Consider the following 20,663-nt stretch of genomic DNA (forward strand, 5'->3'; position numbering starts at 1 on the left):
GTGTCAGTGGAACTTTGGCAGCAGTGCGTAGAGCTTTTGCGCGAAGAGCTGCCTGCCCAGCAATTCAACACCTGGATCCGTCCACTACAGGTCGAAGCCGAAGGCGACGAGTTGCGCGTGTATGCACCCAACCGCTTTGTTCTCGACTGGGTTAACGAAAAGTATCTGAGCCGTTTGCTTGAACTGTTGAACGAGCACAGCAATGGCATGGCGCCAGCGTTGTCCTTGTTAATAGGCAGCAAACGCAGCTCGGCGCCTCGTGCTGCCCCCAATGCGCCTCTGGCCGCAGCGGCTTCTCAACAAGCCCCGGCACCAGCGAGTTCATCGGCCAGCCAAGCCTCTGCTCCCGCCCCGGCCCCTAAACAGGCGGCTCAGGCGAGCGAAGAGCCTTCGCGTGCCAGCTTCGATCCAATGGCTGGCGCCAGCTCGCAACAAGCTCCCGTGCGCGCCGAACAGCGCACCGTTCAGGTTGAAGGTGCGCTCAAGCACACCAGCTACCTGAACCGCACCTTTACCTTTGAAAACTTCGTTGAGGGTAAATCCAACCAACTGGCTCGCGCTGCGGCGTGGCAGGTGGCGGATAACCCCAAGCACGGTTACAACCCGCTCTTCCTTTATGGCGGCGTTGGTTTGGGTAAGACTCACTTGATGCATGCGGTGGGTAACCACCTGCTGAAGAAGAACCCGAATGCCAAGGTCGTGTACCTGCATTCCGAGCGTTTTGTAGCTGACATGGTTAAAGCCTTGCAGCTCAACGCCATCAACGAGTTCAAGCGCTTCTACCGTTCGGTAGACGCCTTGCTCATCGATGACATTCAATTCTTTGCGCGCAAGGAGCGGTCCCAGGAAGAGTTCTTCCACACCTTCAACGCCCTGCTTGAAGGCGGTCAACAAGTGATTCTGACCAGCGACCGTTACCCGAAAGAAATCGAAGGGCTCGAAGAGCGTCTTAAATCGCGCTTCGGCTGGGGTTTGACGGTTGCCGTCGAGCCGCCTGAGCTTGAAACCCGTGTGGCGATCCTGATGAAGAAGGCCGATCAGGCTAAAGTCGATCTGCCCCACGATGCAGCGTTCTTTATTGCCCAGCGCATTCGCTCCAACGTGCGTGAGCTAGAAGGCGCGCTCAAGCGCGTGATCGCTCACTCGCACTTCATGGGGCGCGACATCACCATTGAACTGATCCGCGAGTCCCTCAAGGACTTGCTGGCGCTGCAAGATAAACTCGTCTCTGTGGATAACATTCAGCGCACAGTGGCCGAGTACTACAAAATCAAGATTTCGGACCTGCTGTCCAAGCGTCGCTCGCGCTCGGTTGCGCGACCACGTCAGGTTGCGATGGCTCTGTCCAAAGAACTGACCAACCACAGCTTGCCGGAAATCGGCGACGTGTTTGGCGGTCGTGACCACACTACGGTCTTGCACGCATGCCGCAAGATCAACGAACTCAAGGAATCCGACGCGGACATCCGCGAGGACTACAAGAACCTGCTGCGAACACTGACAACCTGATGACACCAGCGCAGCTTATTAAGGCAAGGGACTAGACCATGCATTTCACCATTCAACGCGAAGCCCTGTTGAAACCCCTGCAACTGGTCGCAGGCGTCGTTGAACGCCGCCAGACCTTGCCGGTATTGTCCAACGTGCTGTTGGTTGTCGAAGGCCAGCAACTGTCGCTGACCGGTACCGACCTTGAAGTCGAGCTGGTTGGTCGCGTTCAACTTGAAGAACCAGCCGAGCCAGGCGAAATCACCGTACCTGCGCGTAAGCTGATGGATATCTGCAAAAGCTTGCCTAACGATGCTTTGATCGACATCAAGCTCGATGACAACAAGCTGGTGGTCAAGGCTGGCCGTAGCCGCTTTACCCTGTCGACCTTGCCGGCCAACGATTTCCCGACGGTTGAAGAAGGCCCAGGTTCGCTGACCTGCAACTTGCAGCAAAGCAAACTGCGCCGCCTGATTGAGCGCACCAGCTTTGCCATGGCGCAGCAGGACGTTCGTTACTACCTCAACGGCATGCTGCTGGAAGTGTCCGCCGGTATCATCCGTGCAGTGGCCACCGACGGTCACCGTCTGGCCATGTGCTCGATGAAAGCCGATATCGGCCAGCCAGACCGTCACCAAGTGATCGTGCCGCGTAAAGGTATCCTTGAGCTGGCACGCTTGCTGACCGAGCCGGACGGCGAAGTGAGCATCGTTCTGGGCGCACACCACATCCGTGCCACCACCGGCGAGTTCACCTTCACCTCTAAACTGGTTGACGGCAAATTCCCGGACTACGAGCGTGTGCTGCCTAAAGGCGGTGACAAAATCGTAATCGGTGACCGTCAGGCACTGCGTGAAGCGTTCAGCCGTACCGCGATTCTGTCCAACGAGAAGTACCGTGGTATCCGTCTGCAATTGGCCAATGGCCAGCTGAAAATCCAGGCCAACAACCCGGAGCAGGAAGAAGCGGAAGAAGAAGTGGGCGTTGACTACAACGGCGGCTCGCTGGAAATCGGCTTCAACGTGAGCTACCTGCTGGACGTGCTGGGCGTGATGACCACTGAACAAGTGCGTCTGATCCTGTCGGACTCCAACAGCAGCGCCCTGGTGCAAGAGTCGGACAATGATGACTCGGCCTACGTTGTTATGCCGATGCGCCTGTAACTTATGCACAGCCAAAGCTAGATGTCCCTTAGTCGTGTCACAGTCACCGCGGTGCGTAACCTGCACCCGGTGACCTTCTCCCCTTCCCCCCGCATTAATATCCTGTACGGCGCCAACGGCAGCGGAAAAACCAGCGTGCTGGAAGCCATCCACTTGCTGGGGCTGGCGCGTTCGTTTCGAAGTGTGCGGCTTAACCCCGTGATTCAGCACGAGCAGCAGAGCTGTACGGTTTTTGGTCAGGTCGAACTGGCTGAAGGCGGGCACAGTGCGCTGGGTATCTCGCGGGACCGCCAGGGGGAGTTTCAGATTCGTATCGACGGTCAGAATGCGCGCAGTGCTGCGCAGCTGGCCGAGATACTGCCGCTGCAATTGATTAACCCGGACAGCTTCCGACTGCTGGAAGGCGCTCCAAAGATCCGTAGGCAGTTTCTCGACTGGGGCGTGTTCCATGTCGAGCCACGCTTCATGTCTACCTGGCAGCGGCTACAGAAGGCCCTGCGGCAGCGGAACTCATGGCTGCGGCATGGTACACTCGACGCCGTTTCACAAGCGGCCTGGGACCGGGAACTGTGCCTGGCCAGTGCTGAAATTGATGAATACCGCCGCGCCTACATCAAAGCCTTGAAACCAGTCTTTGAGCAGACCTTGAGTGAGTTACTTGAGCTCGAAGGGTTAACGCTGAGCTATTACCGTGGTTGGGACAAAGACCGTGAGCTGAGTGCTGTACTCGCCGCGTCTGTCCACCGGGACCAGCAAATGGGGCACACCCAGGCCGGGCCACAACGTGCTGATTTGCGCCTTAAGTTGGGTGCAAACAACGCCGCAGACATCTTGTCGCGGGGGCAGCAGAAGTTGGTGGTTTGCGCGCTGCGCATTGCTCAAGGGCACTTGGTCAGCCAAGCCCGGCGTGGCCAATGTATTTATCTGGTGGATGACTTGCCGTCTGAATTGGACGAGCAGCATCGCAACGCATTGTGTCGCTTGTTGGAAGACTTACGCTGCCAGGTATTTATTACCTGTGTAGATCACGAATTATTGAGGGAAGGCTGGCAGACGGAAACGCCAGTTGCCCTGTTCCACGTGGAACAGGGCTGTATCACCCAGACCCACGACCATCGGGAGTGAAGGCATTGAGCGAAGAAAACACGTACGACTCAACGAGCATTAAAGTGCTGAAAGGCCTTGATGCCGTACGCAAACGTCCCGGTATGTACATTGGTGATACTGACGATGGCAGCGGTCTGCACCACATGGTGTTCGAAGTAGTCGACAACTCCATCGACGAAGCGCTGGCTGGCCATTGCGACGACATCACCATCACCATTCACCCGGATGAATCCATCACCGTGCGCGACAACGGCCGCGGCATTCCGGTAGATGTGCATAAAGAAGAAGGCGTTTCTGCAGCCGAGGTCATCATGACCGTGCTGCACGCTGGCGGTAAGTTCGATGACAACTCCTACAAAGTCTCCGGCGGCCTGCACGGTGTAGGTGTTTCGGTGGTAAACGCCCTGTCCGAGCTGCTGATCCTGACCGTACGCCGCAGTGGCAAGATCTGGGAACAGACCTATGTCCACGGTGTACCTCAGGCGCCAATGGCGATTGTTGGCGAGAGCGAAAGCACCGGTACGCAGATCCACTTCAAGCCTTCGGCTGATACCTTCAAGAACATCCACTTCAGCTGGGACATTCTGGCCAAGCGGATTCGTGAGCTTTCCTTCCTCAACTCCGGTGTGGGTATCGTCCTCAAGGACGAGCGCAGCGGCAAGGAAGAGCTGTTCAAGTACGAAGGCGGTCTGCGAGCGTTCGTTGATTACCTGAACACCAACAAGACTCCGGTCAACGAGGTGTTCCACTTCAATGTGCAGCGTGAAGATGGCATTGGCGTGGAAATCGCCCTGCAGTGGAACGACAGCTTCAACGAGAACCTGTTGTGCTTCACCAACAACATTCCGCAGCGCGATGGCGGTACGCACTTGGTGGGCTTCCGCTCTGCCCTGACGCGTAACCTCAACACCTACATCGAAGCTGAAGGCCTGGCCAAAAAGCACAAAGTCGCCACCACCGGTGATGACGCCCGTGAAGGCCTGACCGCGATCATCTCGGTGAAAGTGCCAGATCCGAAGTTCAGCTCCCAGACCAAAGACAAGCTAGTGTCTTCCGAAGTGAAGACCGCTGTTGAACAGGAAATGGGCAAGTTCTTCTCCGACTTCCTGCTGGAGCACCCGAACGAAGCCAAGCTGATCGTCGGCAAGATGATCGATGCAGCCCGTGCGCGTGAAGCTGCGCGTAAAGCCCGTGAGATGACCCGCCGTAAAGGCGCGTTGGACATCGCAGGCTTGCCCGGCAAACTGGCCGACTGCCAGGAAAAAGACCCGGCGTTGTCCGAACTGTACCTCGTGGAAGGTGACTCTGCTGGCGGCTCCGCCAAGCAGGGACGCAACCGCCGTACCCAAGCCATCCTGCCGTTGAAAGGTAAAATCCTCAACGTTGAGAAAGCGCGCTTCGACAAGATGATTTCTTCGCAAGAAGTAGGCACCTTGATCACTGCATTGGGTTGCGGCATCGGCCGCGACGAGTACAACATCGCCAAACTGCGCTATCACAACATCATCATCATGACCGATGCTGACGTCGACGGTTCGCACATTCGTACCCTGCTGCTGACCTTCTTCTTCCGTCAGTTGCCGGAGCTGATCGAACGTGGCTACATCTACATCGCTCAGCCGCCGTTGTACAAAGTGAAAAAAGGCAAGCAAGAGCAATACATCAAAGACGACGAGGCCATGGAAGAGTACATGACCCAGTCGGCTCTTGAAGATGCCAGCCTGCACTTGAACGACGAAGCCCCGGGCATCTCCGGTGAGGCGCTGGAGCGTCTGGTGTACGACTTCCGCATGGTGATGAAGACTCTGAAGCGTTTGTCGCGCCTGTACCCACAGGAGCTGACCGAGCACTTCATCTACCTGCCAGCCGTTACCCTTGAGCAGTTGGGCGACCACGCGGTCATGCAAGACTGGATGGCCAAGTTTGAAGAGCGTCTGCGTCTGGTCGAGAAATCGGGCCTGGTTTACAAGGCCAGCCTGCGTGAAGACCGTGAGCGTAATGTCTGGTTGCCAGAGGTCGAACTGATCTCCCACGGCCACTCGACCTTCATCACGTTCAACCGTGACTTCTTCGGCAGCAACGACTACAAAACCGTTGTGACCCTGGGCGCCCAACTGAGCACCCTGCTTGACGAAGGTGCATACATCCAGCGTGGCGAACGCAAAAAAGCCGTGACCGAGTTCAAAGAAGCACTTGAATGGTTGATGGCCGAAAGCACCAAGCGCCATACCATCCAGCGCTACAAAGGTCTGGGTGAAATGAACCCGGATCAACTCTGGGAAACCACGATGGACCCAAGCGTGCGCCGCATGCTGAAAGTCACCATCGAAGACGCGGTCGGCGCTGACCAGATCTTCAACACCTTGATGGGCGACGCCGTAGAACCGCGTCGTGAGTTCATCGAGAACAACGCTCTGGCAGTGTCCAACCTGGACTTCTGATGATGTGTTGCAGGTTGACTGGATAGGTGGGCATTTTTTGCCCACTACTCCAAGGCAACCTGGCAAGCCACTGAAAAAGCCCGCTTAATAATAGGCGGGCTTTTTTTCGTTCAAAAAATGGTCAAACTCTAGAGTGAGCATCGAGTTACGTACCATCCCTGTGCTCTCTGCGGGTTTGCTCCATGCAAAAACTTTAACGTGCCCTCTCATTATTTCGAGTAGAAATAGAGGTATCGATTTTCCATTTTTGAGTACGTCGTCAACGTGAACTGGGATGATCTGAAAGTTTTTATCTTCGTTGCCAAGTCGAATAACGTGACCGAGGCGGGCAACTCGCTCAACGTTTCGGCATCGACGGTGTCGCGCAAGATCGCCGCACTTGAGGATTCGCTCAGTACCGTGTTGTTCTTGAAAAACACCAACGGCTATTTCCTGACGGAAGCTGGCAGGGCGTTGCTTCCACTGGCGTTAGAGACGCAGGAGCGCTTCAAGCTCATTGAGCGACAGATGTCGCAGCCAAGCAATCGGATGGCTGGGCAGGTGCGTATCGATTGCCCGGAGCTAATGGGCACGCACCTGATCATTCCTGGACTGGCGGATTTCCGTGATCAATACCCTGAGATCAGTTTCGACTTCATCAACTCGGCGGTGTCTTCAAAACTCACGCAAAGCCATAGCGACATCATTATTCGATTACGCAGACCCGAAAACGGCAACTTCACCATGCGCCGGGTCGGGACACTGATGCAGGGCCTTTTTTGTTCTGAAGGTTATGCCGCTGCCAATACACTCCCAGCGAAGCCCGACGACTTGAAGCATCATTACTTGATTGGTTGGACTGAGGAAATGGCTTATATGCCGCTCGCGCAATGGCTGAATGAGGTGAGCCGCGACCAGAAACTCTGGATGCGCGTGCCCAACCTCAATGCTCAGCTCAAGGCGGTAGAAGCTGATCTTGGTATCGCCGCGCTACCAACCTATGTTGCACAGCAGTCAGGCTTGCGTCAGGTCCTGGCCGATAGCCCCCTGCACAGTTCCGATATCTGGCTTCTGCGCAATCAGGCTACGCAAGGCGTAGGCCGAGTCGATCAAGTGGTGGATTATTTGACAGCGCTATTGCACAGCAAAACGGTAGAGATGTAATAGCAACCTTTGCAGGGAGACTCCTTACAGCGAGCCGGTACGCAGGAAAATCCAGACCGCTACCGCGATCAGCATCAGTCCAAACATCGCGTTCTGGAACACCAGCAGTTTGGGCCGCGCCTGGATAAGTTTCTGCACCGTCGACCCCATCGATACCCAGATGACGTGCGAAAAGAAATTCAGCGTAATCAGCGCAGCGCTCAATATCAGCACGACGCTGCTGCTGGTCTCGCCAGAGGGCGTGAAGGTGGAAAACATCACCAGCAACATCACTATTCCTTGTACATTGCCCAACTGCACAACGATCCCGTCTCGAAACTGCAAGTGTATGGTTTTGTCGCTGGGCGCTTTCAGCGGGCGGCACAACAGTCGCACCCCAAGCCACAAGATGTAGAAGCTGCCGAGCACTTGCAGTACCCAGACCAACCTCGGGTTGTTCATCAGTGTGTGATAGAGCCCTAGCCCGACCAGCACCGCGAGCAAGAAATAAGTGATGTCCAGGCCGACGATAAACCGGACCGAACGACGTACACCGCTTTGTGCGCCGGAGGTCGCAACCATCAAGTTGCCAGGACCAGCACTCAGGGTCAGCGGTGCCATGGTTGACAGCCAAAGCAGCCAGTTGATGCTTAATATTTCTTGCACGTTCTTATCCCCAATCACGGCATGGACTGCACGCCATCAAGTCTAATTCGCGGTCGCTTATAACGTTATAGCGAAGAGCGCAAAGCGATATTCCATAAATGTGGGAAGTGAGACAGCGCTTTTCTGGCCTTTCAAACCACCACTGATGTAGCGCAGTCAAAAAAGGCCAACGCTAAGGTTGGCCTTTTTATGGTAAAAAATTCGCCTACGGCGCCAGCAAAACCCCCTGCTCTTCCTTGCACAATTCCAGCAAAAAATCCCACACCACTCTCAGCCTTACGGACTTGTGCAGTTCACGGCGGGTGCTGATCCAGTAGCTGCGTTGCACTGACTCTTCGGGCAATACGCGTACTAGTTCCAGGTCGTTGCAGGCCATGTAGTTGGGCAATACGGCGATGCCCAAACCTGCGCGAGCCGCTTGGTGCTGGGCGATGACGCTGGTGCTGCGAAAGGTCACGGTGGGGGTGCGGCAGAAGTTGTTCAGAAACAGCAGTTCCTGACTGAACAGCAAGTCGTCGACGTAGCCGATCCAGTAGTGATTGGCCAGGTCATCACGGTTGTTCAGCGGCGGTGCCTTGTCGAGGTAAAGGCGACTGGCATACAGGGCCAGGCGGTAGTCGGTAAGTTTGCGAGTTATCAACAGGTCAGCGTTGGGACGCTCCAGATGAATGCTGATTTCAGCCTCGCGGTTGAGGATGCTGACAAAGCGCGGTACGGCCACCAGTTCCACTTCCAGCCCTGGGTAGCGTTCAAACAACCCGCGTAATCGCGAAGTGATGAACATGATGCCGATTCCCTCAGTGACCCCAAGACGGACCTTCCCCATGGGTGCGATGGCCTGGGTGATTTCCTCTTGCGCCAGCAATGCGACGTTTTCCATGGCCTCGGCATGCTTGAGTAGCGCTTGCCCGGCGGGCGTCAGTTCGTAGCCTTGGGCATGCTGTACGAACAGCGCCGCTCCAAGGTGCTGTTCGATGCTTTCAATGTGCCTGGCGACGGTGCTGTGTGTGGTGTTCAGGCGTTTGGCGGCCGTGAGCAGGCGACCACTGCGCTGCAGCTCCAGAAAGTAACGCAGGTCATTCCAGTCGAACATGTCAGCCCCCAAGCGCCATTGATAAACCGGCTGTGCAAAAACGCACAAGCCATGGGTGAAATCACGCGTTTCAAACTCGAAATTAATCAATAGGATGGTGCAGGACAAGAACAATAAAGGCGAGGTGATCAATGCCATCAGCCAGTAAGGTGTACGACTACATCATTGTGGGCGCAGGACCTGCGGGTTCCGTGTTGGCAAATCGGCTGTCTGCCGATCCACGGCACAGCGTGTTGCTGCTCGAAGCGGGTGGGCAAGATAACTACCCGTGGATCCATATCCCCGTGGGTTACCTGTATTGCATCGGTAACCCGCGCACCGACTGGTGCTTCAAAACCGAGGCCCAGGTCGGCCTGCAGGGCCGCAGCCTGAGCTACCCTCGGGGCAAGGTGCTGGGCGGCAGCTCGTCGATCAACGGCATGATTTATATGCGTGGCCAGGCGGGCGATTACGACCGCTGGGCCGAGCTGGGTAATACGGGCTGGTCCTGGAAAGAAGTTCTGCCCCTGTTCAAACGCAGTGAGAAACACTTTGCCGGCAACTCCGATCTGCATGGCAGTGATGGCGAGTGGCGGGTTGAGCAACAGCGTTATACCTGGCCAATTCTAGATGCATTTCGCGATGCCGCCGCACAGAGCGGGATTGCCAGCGTCAGCGACTTCAACGGTGGCGACAATCAGGGCTGTGGATACTTTCAAGTCAACCAGCGATCCGGTGTGCGCTGGAATGCTTCCAAGGCGTTTTTGCGCCCGGTGCTGAAACGCCCGAATCTGACCGTATTGACTGATGTTCAGGTGGATAAGGTGTTGCTTGAAAACGGTCGGGCGACGCAGGTTTGCTCCCGTTGGCAAGGCACTGAACATACCTTCACGGCGGGTCGCGAGATTATCTTGTGCGCGGGCTCCATCGGCTCACCCGGGATCTTGCAGCGCTCGGGTATTGGCCCCCGCCCTCTGCTCGAAAGCCTGGGGATAACTGTTAAGCACGAATTGCCGGGTGTGGGTGGCAACCTGCAGGACCATCTGCAACTGCGGCTGATTTTCAAACTGACCAAGGCACGCACCTTAAACCAGGTGGCTAACAGCCTGTGGGGCAAAGTCGGCATGGGCCTGCGTTATGCCTACGACCGTAGTGGTCCCTTGGCCATGGCGCCCAGTCAGTTGGGTGCGTTCGTAAAGTCTGATCCCGCTCAACCTTCGGCCAACTTGCAGTACCACGTCCAGCCGCTGTCCCTTGAGCGCTTTGGCGAGCCACTGCACACCTTCCCCGCCTTCACTGCCTCGGTGTGCAACTTGCGCCCGAAAAGCCGAGGCCGGGTCGATATACGTTCGGCCAACCCGGATGACGCGCCGCTGATTGATCCCAATTACTTGAGCCACCCTGACGATTTAAAGGTCGCTGCGGATGCTATTCGTCTGACCCGACGCATTGTGGCCAACGCTGCTTTGCAGGCTTTTACGCCAGAGGAATACCTCCCGGGCAAAGACCTGCAAACCGAGCAAGAGTTGTACGACGCTGCTGCCCGAATAGGTACGACGATTTTTCACCCTGTGGGTACTTGCCGCATGGGCCAGGACGCTGAGGCAGTGGTCGATGCCGAGTTACGCGTCCATGGCGTACCGGGTTTAAGGGTGGCAGATGCGTCGATCATGCCGAGCATCGTGTCAGGTAATACCTGCTCTCCGACTTTGATGATTGGCGAAAAAGCCGCGCAGTTAATTCTGCAGGCGTCGATTAACTCGCTTGAACAAGCAACAGACGTTAACCGCGCGGTAGCTACACCGGTCGCCTGAGCGCGATCGTGGTTTCGGGCGCAGTCATCCGGAACCGACAGTGGACAACAACAATAATCACTGTGGCCCAAAGGGCTGAGGACATTGAATATGTCAGACTCAATTGCACAACAGGCGGCTCCCGCCAAGGCAACTACTGGCCGGGAAGAACGAAAGATCATTTTTGCGTCATCCCTCGGGACAGTTTTCGAGTGGTATGACTTTTTCTTGTATGGCGCTTTGGCCACCGTGCTCAGCAAGCAGTTCTTTGCCGGGGTAAACGACACCACTGCGTTTATTTTTGCCTTGATGGCCTTCGCCGCCGGGTTCTTGGTCAGGCCGTTCGGTGCACTGGTGTTCGGCCGATTGGGCGACATGATCGGGCGCAAATACACATTTCTCATGACCATCATTCTGATGGGCTTATCGACTTTTGCTGTCGGCTTGCTACCGACTTACACCAGCATCGGCATCGCGGCACCGATCATGCTCGTGCTGTTGCGCATGCTTCAAGGGCTGGCGCTGGGCGGTGAGTATGGTGGCGCAGCCACCTACGTGGCAGAGCATGCGGCCCCTGGCAAACGTGGCTTTAATACCAGCTGGATTCAATCCACAGCCACCCTGGGCCTGCTGCTGTCGTTGCTGGTGGTGCTGAGCTGCCGTTACCTGACCGGTGACCAGTTTGAAGTCTGGGGCTGGCGCCTGCCGTTCCTGCTGTCCATCGTGTTGCTGGGCATCTCGACCTGGATCCGCATGAGCATGCACGAGTCGCCAGCTTTCGTGAAAATGAAGGCCGAGGGCAAGACCAGCAAATCACCGATCCGTGAGTCATTCGGCAAGTGGGAAAACCTCAAAATCGTTCTGATTGCACTGTTCGGCATCAACGCCGGCCAGGCAGTGACCTTCTATACCGCGCAGTTTTACGTGCTGTTCTTTCTCACACAGATGCTCAAGATGGACCCGGCCCAGGCCAACTTGCTGCTGATTATCAGCGTGGTGATTGGCGCACCGTTCTTTATTTTCTTTGGCTGGCTGTCGGACCGTGTGGGTCGCAAGCCGATCCTGATGCTGGGCCTGTTGTTGGCCACGGTGCTGTACTTCCCGCTGTTCAAAGCATTGAGCCATTACGCCAACCCGCAGATTGATACCGCCAGCCGCCAGTCACCGATTGTGGTGATGGCCGATCCGGCCACGTGTACCTTCCAGTTCGACCCGGTAGGCAAGGCGCGTTTTGACAGCCCGTGTGACAAGGTCAAAACCTTCCTGGTGAAACAAGGTCTGCCGTACACCTCGCAGTCAGCCGCCTTGGGTACAGAGGTCCAGGTGTCAGTCGGTGAGCAGAAAATCAACGGTTTCGACGAAGCGGCCATGCGTGCTGCGATTACCGAAGCAGGCTACCCGGCCAAGGCTGACCCGAGTTCGGTTAACCAACCGATGGTCGTGCTGATGATGGTGCTGCTGACCCTTATCGCCACCATGACCTACGGCCCGCTGGCAGCGGTAATGGTCGAACTGTTCCCGACCCGCATCCGCTACACCTCGATGTCGTTGCCATACCACATCGGTAATGGCTGGTTCGGTGGTTTCCTGCCTACCGTGTCATTTGCGCTGGTGGTCTACACCGGGGATATCTTCTATGGCCTGTGGTATCCGGTCGTGATTACCGGAGTCAGCCTGGTGGTAGGCATGATCTTCCTCAAGGAGACGAAGAACGTAAATATCGATAAGGTCTAAGGCCAGCTTCTGCTGGTCCATAGACACAAAAAAACCGGCTCGAATAAGCCGGTTTTTTTATGTGCTTAGAAAAACTTATGCACGTTTTTCAGTAAAAAGTCATAAGTTGAAATAAGCATTTAAATCATCAACTTACGGCAATTTTTTGAAAGATATCAAAAACTTGTGCACAAGTTATCCACAATTTTACTAGCCCACAACCACGTCAGTTGGCGCAGCCACTGGCGGCAGTGAGCCCATGTCGCGTTGAGCCTGTTCGTTCCAGGTTTGCACCCGGTCGTTGAGCTCGGCAATTGCTCGTGGCCCTGTACCGTTGGCGTACATCGGTTCGCCAATCACCAGCTCGATCGTGCCGGGCTTTTTAGCCCAGCCGGTCTTGGGCCAGTACTTGCCAGCATTGTGGGCAATCGGCAGTACCGGCAACTCGGCGTTGACCGCCAGCGCCGTGCCACCACGGGAAAACTTGCCCACTTGGCCAAAGGGCACACGGGTGCCTTCCGGAAAGATCAGCACCCAAATATTGTCCTTGAGCAGCTCATCACCTTTTTTGGCGATGTGTTTGAGCGCCGCCTTGGGGTTATCGCGGTCGATGGCAATCGGACGCAGCATCGCCATCGCCCAGCCAAAGAACGGTACGTACAGCAATTCGCGCTTGAGTACCTGGCTCAACGGCTGAAAGTAGGCCGAGAGAAAAAACGTCTCCCAGGTACTTTGGTGGTTGGCCAGGATCACGCACGGTTGTTGTGGAACGTTTTCAGCGCCCTTCACGTTAACGTGAATGCCCAGAAACACCCGCGTCAGCCACAGTGCGCAGCGGCACCAGTACACGTTAATAAACCGGTAACGCGCACGGAACGGCAAGAAGGGGGCGACAAAAAAGCTCAGCGAGCACCACAGCAGAGAGCTGGTGCCCAGCAGCAGGTAAAAGAAGAAGGTTCTGATGGCCTGCAGGATCGACATAGCGACTTTTACCGATGCGGATAAAGCACGACTGAACAGCCCGTACACAGAGTGCCGGTGAGTGTTCAAACCTGCTCTATTTGTGGATAAGTTCTGCGGCAACTGCCGCCAGATCGTCAAATATTAGGGTATTAACCGGTATTACTTTGGCCAAAGTTTGTAGGCCTTTTCCGGTTTTTACCAAAACTGGCTGAGAATCGACGGCTTGTGCAGCCTGCAAGTCACCCAAACTGTCGCCGACAAACCAACATTTGGCCAAATCAGCGCCGTAATGCGTGGCAATCGATTGCAACATGCCCGGTTTTGGCTTGCGGCAAGCGCAGCCTTCATTGGGGCCGTGTGGGCAATAAACGATCAGCCCGACCTCGCCACCCTGCTCCGCCACCAGCGCCCGTAAACGGTCGTGCATGGCGTCCAGCGTGGCGACATCGTAATAGCCGCGGGCAATGCCGGATTGGTTGGTCGCGATGGCGACCGTCCAGCCGGCTTTGCTCAACTGCGCAATGGCCTCGATCGCGCCGGGCAGTGGAATCCACTCCTCGACTGACTTGATGTAAGCGTCGGAGTCGTAATTGATCACTCCGTCCCGATCGAGAATCAGCAGTTTCAACGGTAACCCCTAGCTCAGCAGTGAAATATCGGCAACGCCCAGGAACAGGCCACGCAGACGCGCCAGCAATGCGTAGCGGTTAGCTCGCACGCTAGGGTCTTCAGCGTTGATCATCACCGCTTCAAAGAACGCATCCACCGGCTCGCGCAGCGAGGCCAGACGGGTCAGCGCTTCGTTGTACTGACGGGCAGCGGCCATTGGCTGTACGGCTTCGTCGGCCTTCTGGATGGCCGAGAACAGCGAGAACTCACTGGCATTGTCGAAATAGCGGGCTTCAACGTGAGTCGAAACCGTGCCTTCAACCTTGCTCAGCAAGTTCGATACACGCTTGTTCACGGCGGCCAGTGCAGCGGCTTCCGGCAATTGACGGAACGCCTGTACGGCTTGCACGCGCTGATCGAAATCCAGTGCCGAGGTTGGGTTAAGTGCACGTACCGACAGGTAAGTGGCCACATCCACGCCTTCGTCTTCGTAACGCGCACGCAGGCGGTCGAAGATGAACTCCTGTACCTGATCAGCCAAACCGGCCGACTTGATCTTGGCACCGAAAGCGCTGACAGCGAATTTCACTGCTTCAGTCAGGTCGAGGTCGAGCTTTTTGTCGATCAGAATGCGTAAGATACCCAGCGCGGCACGACGCAGTGCGTACGGGTCTTTGCTACCTGTAGGCAACATGCCGATGCCGAAAATACCCACCAGGGTGTCGAGCTTGTCAGCGATGGCCACCGCAGCGCCGGTCAGGGTGCTCGGCAACTCGGCGCCAGCACCACGCGGCATGTACTGCTCGTTCAATGCCAGGGCGACGTCTTCAGGCTCGCCGTCGTTCAGCGCGTAGTAGTAACCGGCAATGCCTTGCATCTCCGGGAACTCGCCGACCATTTCAGTGGCCAGGTCGCACTTGGACAGCAAACCGGCACGGGCTGCACGCGGAGCATCGCCGCCAATGCGCGGGGCAATAAATGCCGCCAGTTTGGAAACGCGCTCGGCCTTGTCGTAAACGCTGCCCAGTTGAGCCTGGAACACCACGTTTTGCAGGCGCAGATTGAAGCTTTCCAGCGTCTGTTTTTTGTCTTGCTTGAAGAAGAACTCAGCATCGGTCAGACGCGGGCGAACCACTTTCTCGTTACCCGAGATGATCTGCTGCGGGTCTTTGCTCTCGATGTTGGCCACGGTAATGAAGCGCGGCAGCAACTTGCCATCAACGTCCAGCAGGCAGAAATACTTCTGGTTGTCCTGCATGGTGGTGATCAGGGCTTCTTGCGGCACATCCAGGAAGCGCTCTTCAAACGAGCACACCAGCGGCACCGGCCATTCAACCAGAGCGGTCACTTCGTCGAGCAGGCTTGGCGGCACGATTGCAGTACCTTCCTGCATCGTCGCCAGTTCGGTTACACGCTTGGAAATCAGCTCACGGCGCTCGTTGAAGTCCGCCAGCACGTGGGCTTTGCGCAGGTCTTCGAGGTAGTTGGCTGGCGCGCTGATGCGCACGCTTTCCGGGTGGTGGAAACGGTGCCCACGGGAGTCACGACCCGATTTTTGCGCGAGGATGGTGCAGTCGATCACTTCGTCGCCCAGCAGCATCACCAGCCATTGGGTCGGACGCACGAACTCGACCTTGCGTGCACCCCAGCGCATGCGCTTGGGGATCGGCAGGTCGTTGAGCGAGTCTTCAACGATGGTCGGCAGCAGGCTGGCGGTCGGCTTACCGACGATCACCTGGCTGAAGCGCAGTTTTGGACCGCTCTGATCGATTTCGCTCAGCTCAACGCCGCACTTCTTGGCAAAGCCCAAGGCTGCCTGCGTCGGGTTGCCTTCAGCATCGAACGCCGCCTGGCGTGGCGGGCCGTCGATATTGATGCTGCGATCCGGTTGCTGGGTGTCGAGCTGAGTCAGCAGCACGGCCAGACGACGCGGTGCGGCGTAGACTTTTTTCGCGCTGAAGTTCAGACCGGCGCTTTGCAGGCCTTTTTCAATCCCGGCGAGAAATGCCTCAGCCAGGGTATTGAGGGCTTTTGGCGGCAGTTCTTCAGTGCCCAGTTCAACCAGAAAATCTTGAGCACTCATTGTACTGCCTCCAACTTGGCCAACACTTCATCACGCAAATCAGGTGGAGCCATCGGGAAGCCCAGCTTGGCGCGAGCTTCGAGATACGCCTGTGCCACGGCACGGGCCAGGGTACGCACACGCAGGATGTACTGCTGACGCGCAGTCACGGAAATCGCGCGACGCGCATCCAGCAGGTTGAAGGTGTGGGACGCCTTGAGCACCATTTCGTAGCTTGGCAACGGCAGCGGCTGGTCGAGTTCGATCAGGCGCTTGGCTTCGCTTTCATAGAAATCGAACAGCTCAAACAGCTTGTCGACGTTGGCGTGTTCGAAGTTGTAAGTCGATTGCTCGACTTCGTTCTGATGGAACACGTCGCCGTAAGTCACTTTGCCGAACGGGCCGTCAGTCCATACCAGGTCGTAGACGGAATCCACGCCCTGCAGGTACATCGCCAGACGCTCAAGGCCGTAGGTGATTTCGCCAGTTACCGGGTAGCACTCAATGCCGCCTACTTGCTGGAAGTAGGTGAATTGGGTGACTTCCATACCGTTAAGCCAGATTTCCCAGCCCAGACCCCAAGCGCCCAGTGTTGGCGATTCCCAGTTGTCTTCGACGAAACGGATGTCGTGTACCAGAGGGTCCAGGCCGATATGTTTCAGCGAACCCAGGTACAGCTCCTGGAAGTTGGGCGGGTTTGGCTTCAATACCACCTGGAACTGGTAGTAGTGCTGCAAACGGTTCGGGTTTTCGCCGTAGCGGCCGTCAGTCGGGCGACGACTGGGCTGCACATAAGCGGCGTTCCAGGTTTCCGGCCCCAGAGAGCGCAAAAACGTGGCGGTATGGAATGTGCCGGCGCCCACTTCCATATCGTAGGGCTGAAGCACCACACAACCTTGCTCGGCCCAGTATTGCTGGAGGGCGAGGATCAAGTCTTGGAAGGTACGCACTGCTGGCGTAGGCTGGCTCACAAATTCACCTGTTTCTTGGGCTGCGATTTAAAGAGCGGGAGTATACCCGATTCGGTCGCCCCTCCACCCCCTGGAGCCTATATGCCACGTTGCTTCTGGTGTTCAGAAGATCCGCTGTATGCCGCTTATCACGATCAAGAGTGGGGAGTGCCGTTGCGCGACGCGCATGGGTTGTTCGAGTTGTTATTGCTCGAAGGGTTCCAGGCGGGTTTGTCCTGGATCACGGTTTTAAAGAAACGCGATCACTATCGCAAGGTCATGTTCGGCTTCGATGTGCAGCGTTTGGCGGCCATGACGGATGCTGAAATAGAAGCGTTGTTGCTGGATCCGGGGATCATTCGCAATCGTTTAAAAGTGGCTGGCGCACGGCGCAATGCCCAGGCCTGGCTGGCGCTGGCCAATCCTGTCGAGTTTTTATGGTCGTTTGTGGGCGGTAAGCCGAAGATCAACCATTTCACCGAACGTCATGAGTTCCCGGCGGTTACGCCCCAGGCTGAAGCCATGAGCAAAGCCCTGAAAAAAGCCGGATTTACGTTCGTCGGCCCGACCATTTGCTATGCCTTTATGCAGGCCAGCGGTATGGTCATGGACCACGCCACTTATTGCGACCGTTACGCTGAACTGGCAAACGGCGGTTAGAATACGGGCCACTTGCAAAACCTGATGTGGGAGCGGGCTTGCTCGCGATGCAGGCAACACGGTTTTTCAGAAAGACCGCAGTGATGCAATCGCGAGCAAGCCCGCTCCCACAAAGTCATTATTTGTTGTGGGAAAACCCTGTGGAAAAGTTTAAAGGTGCCTTGCTGGTCGGGGCTTTGCGGTTGTTTGCCATGCTCCCGTGGGGCGCGGTGCAACGCGTGGGGTCGGCCATCGGCTGGCTGATGTGGAAACTGCCCAATCGCTCACGCGATGTGGTGCGCATCAACCTGGCCAAATGCTTTCCTGAAATGGACCCGGGCGCCCGCGAGCAACTGGTGGGTCAAAGCCTGGAAGATATCGGCAAAAGTCTGACCGAGAGTGCTTGCGCCTGGATTTGGCCAGCCCAGCGTTCCATCGACCTGGTGCGTGAAGTCGAAGGCCTGGACGTGCTCAAGGACGCCCTGGCCTCAGGCAAGGGTGTGGTCGGCATCACCAGCCACCTGGGCAACTGGGAAGTGCTTAATCACTTCTATTGCAGCCAGTGCAAACCGATCATTTTCTATCGCCCGCCCAAGCTCAAAGCAGTGGATGAATTGCTGCAAAAGCAACGGGTCCAGCTGGGCAACCGCGTGGCGGCATCGACCAAAGAAGGCATCCTGAGTGTCATCAAGGAAGTACGCAAAGGCGGTCAGGTGGGCATTCCGGCTGATCCGGAGCCTGCAGAGTCGGCGGGTATCTTTGTGCCGTTTCTCGGCACCATGGCACTGACCAGCAAGTTTGTCCCCAATATGCTGGCGGGTGGCAAAGCGGTGGGGGTATTCCTGCACGCGCTGCGTCTGCCGGATGGCTCGGGCTTCAAGGTGATACTGGAGGCCGCGCCAGAAGACATGTACAGCACCGACACGGCAACCTCGTGCGCAGCCATGAGCAAGGTGGTCGAGAAATATGTACGCGCTTACCCGAGCCAGTACATGTGGAGCATGAAGCGCTTCAAAAAACGCCCGCCGGGTGAAGCGCGCTGGTACTAGTAAGGCCACAAACTTTGTAGCCGCTGGCGCAGGTTGCGATAAGGGCCGCAGGACCTTCAATATCCGGGGTCGCTGCGCCACCCATCGCAGCCTGCGCCAGTGGCTACAAGTGAAGAGTCAAGGCTGCTGTTTATCCAGCTTCTTCAAAAATACCGTCATTTCCTTTTCGGCCTGCTTGTCGCCGTGGGCCTGCGCTGCCGCAATCCCCTGCTCCCACGCCAAGCGCGCCGCGGCACGATCATCCGCCGCCAAATGCGCCTTGCCCAGCAGCTTCCAGGCTGCGGAATACTTGGGGTCAAAGCCTACGCAACGTTGCAGATGCTCCGCCGCCTTGAGGTTATCCCCAAGGTCGAGATAACCCTTGCCCAGACCAAAGCGCAGTAATGAGTTATCCACACCCTTGGCGAGCATTTTCTCCAGTGACTCCAGCATCCCTGACTCCTTAGAAAAAACTCAAGCCCACGTGGAACAGCTTCTCTACGTCGCGAATATGCTTTTTATCCACAAGGAACAAAATCACATGGTCGCCGGCATTGATCACTGTCGAGTCGTGGGCAATCAGTACTTCTTCGTCGCGAATAATCGCGCCAATCGTGGTGCCCGGAGGCAGATGGATTTCGCCGATGCTGCGACCGATCACCTTGCTCGATTTCGAATCACCGTGGGCAATCGCTTCGATGGCCTCGGCCGCGCCCCGGCGCAATGAGTGCACGCTGACGATATCGCCCCGGCGCACGTGGGCCAGCAAGGTGCCAATGGTGGCGAGCTGCGGGCTGATGGCGATATCAATTTCGCCGCCCTGAATCAGATCCACGTAGGCCGGGTTGTTGATGATGGTCATCACCTTCTTCGCACCCAGGCGCTTGGCCAGCAACGAGGACATGATATTGGCCTCGTCATCGTTGGTCAGGGCCAAAAATACGTCGGCGTCCGCGATGTTTTCTTCAAGCATCAAGTCGCGGTCCGAAGCACTGCCTTGCAGCACCACAGTGCTGTCGAGGGTGTCGGACAAATAGCGGCAACGCGCCGGATTCATCTCGATGATCTTGACCTGGTACCGGCTCTCAATGGCCTCGGCCAAGCGTTCGCCAATCTGCCCGCCACCAGCAATCACAATGCGCTTGTAGCTTTCATCCAGACGGCGCATTTCGCTCATAACGGCGCGAATATTGGCCTTGGCGGCGATGAAAAAAACCTCATCATCCGCTTCGATGACCGTATCGCCACGGGGCGTAATCGGTCGGTCGCGTCGGAAAATCGCCGCAACCCGTGTATCCACATTCGGCATGTGTTCGCGTAGCTGGCGCAACTGCTGACCAATCAACGGGCCGCCGTAGTACGCCTTGACCGCCACCAACTGCGCTTTGCCTTCGGCAAAGTCGATCACCTGCAAGGCGCCGGGGTGTTCGATCAGGCGCTTGATGTAATTGGTCACCACCTGCTCGGGGCTGATCAATACGTCGACCGGGATTGCGTCGTTATCGAACAGCTCTTCGCCGCGTGTCAGATAAGCCGCTTCGCGTACCCGGGCGATTTTGGTCGGGGTGTGAAACAGCGTATGAGCCACCTGGCACGCGACCATGTTGGTCTCGTCGCTGTTGGTCACGGCCACCAGCATGTCGGCGTCATCCGCACCTGCCTGACGCAGCACATTGGGCAACGAGGCGCGGCCCTGCACGGTGCGAATATCGAGGCGATCACCAAGATCGCGCAGGCGCTCACCATCGGTGTCGACCACGGTGATGTCGTTAGCTTCGCTGGCCAAATGTTCTGCCAGCGTTCCGCCGACCTGGCCTGCGCCGAGGATGATGATTTTCATGCCTGCA

General features: G+C 56.7%; 17 protein-coding genes. 9 read left to right on the forward strand and 8 right to left on the reverse strand.

Annotation, left to right across the window (positions count from 1 at the left end; translation table 11 throughout):
* The 5 genes from dnaA to U5A05_RS00025 all read left to right on the forward strand — a co-directional run bounded on the left by dnaA (position 1) and on the right by U5A05_RS00025 (position 7,342).
* Positions 1-1,509, forward strand: a complete 1,509-nt coding sequence (gene dnaA, locus U5A05_RS00005) for a chromosomal replication initiator protein DnaA (RefSeq protein WP_321835160.1) — start codon at positions 1-3, stop codon at positions 1,507-1,509.
* A 38-nt stretch (positions 1,510-1,547) separates the two neighbouring features.
* Positions 1,548-2,651: a DNA polymerase III subunit beta gene (gene dnaN, locus U5A05_RS00010; RefSeq protein WP_048362216.1), complete on the forward strand. Its 1,104-nt coding sequence runs from the start codon at positions 1,548-1,550 to the stop codon at positions 2,649-2,651.
* A gap of 21 nt (positions 2,652-2,672) precedes the next feature.
* Positions 2,673-3,776: a DNA replication/repair protein RecF gene (gene recF / locus U5A05_RS00015; RefSeq protein WP_261740332.1), complete on the forward strand. Its 1,104-nt coding sequence runs from the start codon at positions 2,673-2,675 to the stop codon at positions 3,774-3,776.
* A 5-nt stretch (positions 3,777-3,781) separates the two neighbouring features.
* The gene (gene gyrB, locus U5A05_RS00020; RefSeq protein WP_261740333.1) at positions 3,782-6,199 is read left to right on the forward strand and encodes a DNA topoisomerase (ATP-hydrolyzing) subunit B; all 2,418 of its coding nucleotides are present in this window, start codon (positions 3,782-3,784) and stop codon (positions 6,197-6,199) included.
* 264 nt (positions 6,200-6,463) lie between these two features.
* Positions 6,464-7,342 carry a LysR family transcriptional regulator gene (locus U5A05_RS00025; protein ID WP_261740334.1) on the forward strand — a complete coding sequence of 293 codons (879 nt, stop codon included), beginning with the start codon at positions 6,464-6,466 and terminating at the stop codon, positions 7,340-7,342.
* Between the two features lie 24 nt (positions 7,343-7,366).
* Here the strand turns inward: U5A05_RS00025 and U5A05_RS00030 are convergent, their stop codons facing one another.
* The gene (locus tag U5A05_RS00030; RefSeq protein WP_261740335.1) at positions 7,367-7,987 is read right to left on the reverse strand and encodes a LysE family translocator; all 621 of its coding nucleotides are present in this window, start codon (positions 7,985-7,987) and stop codon (positions 7,367-7,369) included.
* Positions 7,988-8,192: 205 nt separating this feature from the next.
* The gene (locus U5A05_RS00035) at positions 8,193-9,080 is read right to left on the reverse strand and encodes a LysR family transcriptional regulator (RefSeq protein ID WP_261740336.1); all 888 of its coding nucleotides are present in this window, start codon (positions 9,078-9,080) and stop codon (positions 8,193-8,195) included.
* A gap of 131 nt (positions 9,081-9,211) precedes the next feature.
* Here U5A05_RS00035 and U5A05_RS00040 point away from each other — a divergent pair, with 131 nt between their 5' ends.
* Together U5A05_RS00040 and U5A05_RS00045 are read left to right on the forward strand one after the other, a co-directional pair.
* Positions 9,212-10,873: a GMC family oxidoreductase gene (locus tag U5A05_RS00040; protein WP_321835161.1), complete on the forward strand. Its 1,662-nt coding sequence runs from the start codon at positions 9,212-9,214 to the stop codon at positions 10,871-10,873.
* Positions 10,874-10,963: 90 nt separating this feature from the next.
* On the forward strand, positions 10,964-12,586 hold the full coding sequence (locus U5A05_RS00045) for an MFS transporter (RefSeq protein WP_261740338.1): 1,623 nt from the start codon (positions 10,964-10,966) through the stop codon (positions 12,584-12,586).
* 189 nt (positions 12,587-12,775) lie between these two features.
* Here the strand turns inward: U5A05_RS00045 and U5A05_RS00050 are convergent, their stop codons facing one another.
* From U5A05_RS00050 to glyQ, 4 genes are all read right to left on the reverse strand, one after another.
* The gene (locus U5A05_RS00050; RefSeq protein ID WP_321835163.1) at positions 12,776-13,546 is read right to left on the reverse strand and encodes a lysophospholipid acyltransferase family protein; all 771 of its coding nucleotides are present in this window, start codon (positions 13,544-13,546) and stop codon (positions 12,776-12,778) included.
* A gap of 76 nt (positions 13,547-13,622) precedes the next feature.
* Positions 13,623-14,156 (reverse strand): D-glycero-beta-D-manno-heptose 1,7-bisphosphate 7-phosphatase, encoded by a 534-nt coding sequence (gmhB, locus tag U5A05_RS00055; RefSeq protein WP_261740340.1) that lies wholly within the window; start codon positions 14,154-14,156, stop codon positions 13,623-13,625.
* A gap of 9 nt (positions 14,157-14,165) precedes the next feature.
* Positions 14,166-16,220 (reverse strand): glycine--tRNA ligase subunit beta, encoded by a 2,055-nt coding sequence (gene glyS / locus U5A05_RS00060; RefSeq protein WP_261740341.1) that lies wholly within the window; start codon positions 16,218-16,220, stop codon positions 14,166-14,168.
* Positions 16,217-17,170 (reverse strand): glycine--tRNA ligase subunit alpha, encoded by a 954-nt coding sequence (glyQ, locus tag U5A05_RS00065; protein ID WP_029611650.1) that lies wholly within the window; start codon positions 17,168-17,170, stop codon positions 16,217-16,219. The genes glyS and glyQ overlap by 4 nt, the downstream gene beginning before the upstream one ends.
* An 81-nt stretch (positions 17,171-17,251) precedes the next feature.
* Between glyQ and U5A05_RS00070 the strand changes: the two genes are divergently transcribed.
* Together U5A05_RS00070 and U5A05_RS00075 are read left to right on the forward strand one after the other, a co-directional pair.
* On the forward strand, positions 17,252-17,809 hold the full coding sequence (locus U5A05_RS00070; protein WP_321835164.1) for a DNA-3-methyladenine glycosylase I: 558 nt from the start codon (positions 17,252-17,254) through the stop codon (positions 17,807-17,809).
* Positions 17,810-17,949: 140 nt separating this feature from the next.
* Complete coding sequence (locus U5A05_RS00075; RefSeq protein ID WP_321835165.1) at positions 17,950-18,837, forward strand: lysophospholipid acyltransferase; 888 nt, start codon at positions 17,950-17,952, stop codon at positions 18,835-18,837.
* 117 nt (positions 18,838-18,954) lie between these two features.
* On the opposite strand, the gene U5A05_RS00080 is transcribed toward U5A05_RS00075, so the two are convergent.
* Together U5A05_RS00080 and trkA are read right to left on the reverse strand one after the other, a co-directional pair.
* The gene (locus tag U5A05_RS00080) at positions 18,955-19,269 is read right to left on the reverse strand and encodes a hypothetical protein (RefSeq protein ID WP_321835168.1); all 315 of its coding nucleotides are present in this window, start codon (positions 19,267-19,269) and stop codon (positions 18,955-18,957) included.
* 10 nt (positions 19,270-19,279) lie between these two features.
* Positions 19,280-20,656: a Trk system potassium transporter TrkA gene (gene trkA, locus U5A05_RS00085; protein WP_261740345.1), complete on the reverse strand. Its 1,377-nt coding sequence runs from the start codon at positions 20,654-20,656 to the stop codon at positions 19,280-19,282.
* Between the last annotated feature and the right edge of the window lie 7 nt (positions 20,657-20,663).

The organism is Pseudomonas kulmbachensis (assembly GCF_963681935.1).
GTDB lineage: Bacteria > Pseudomonadota > Gammaproteobacteria > Pseudomonadales > Pseudomonadaceae > Aquipseudomonas > Aquipseudomonas kulmbachensis.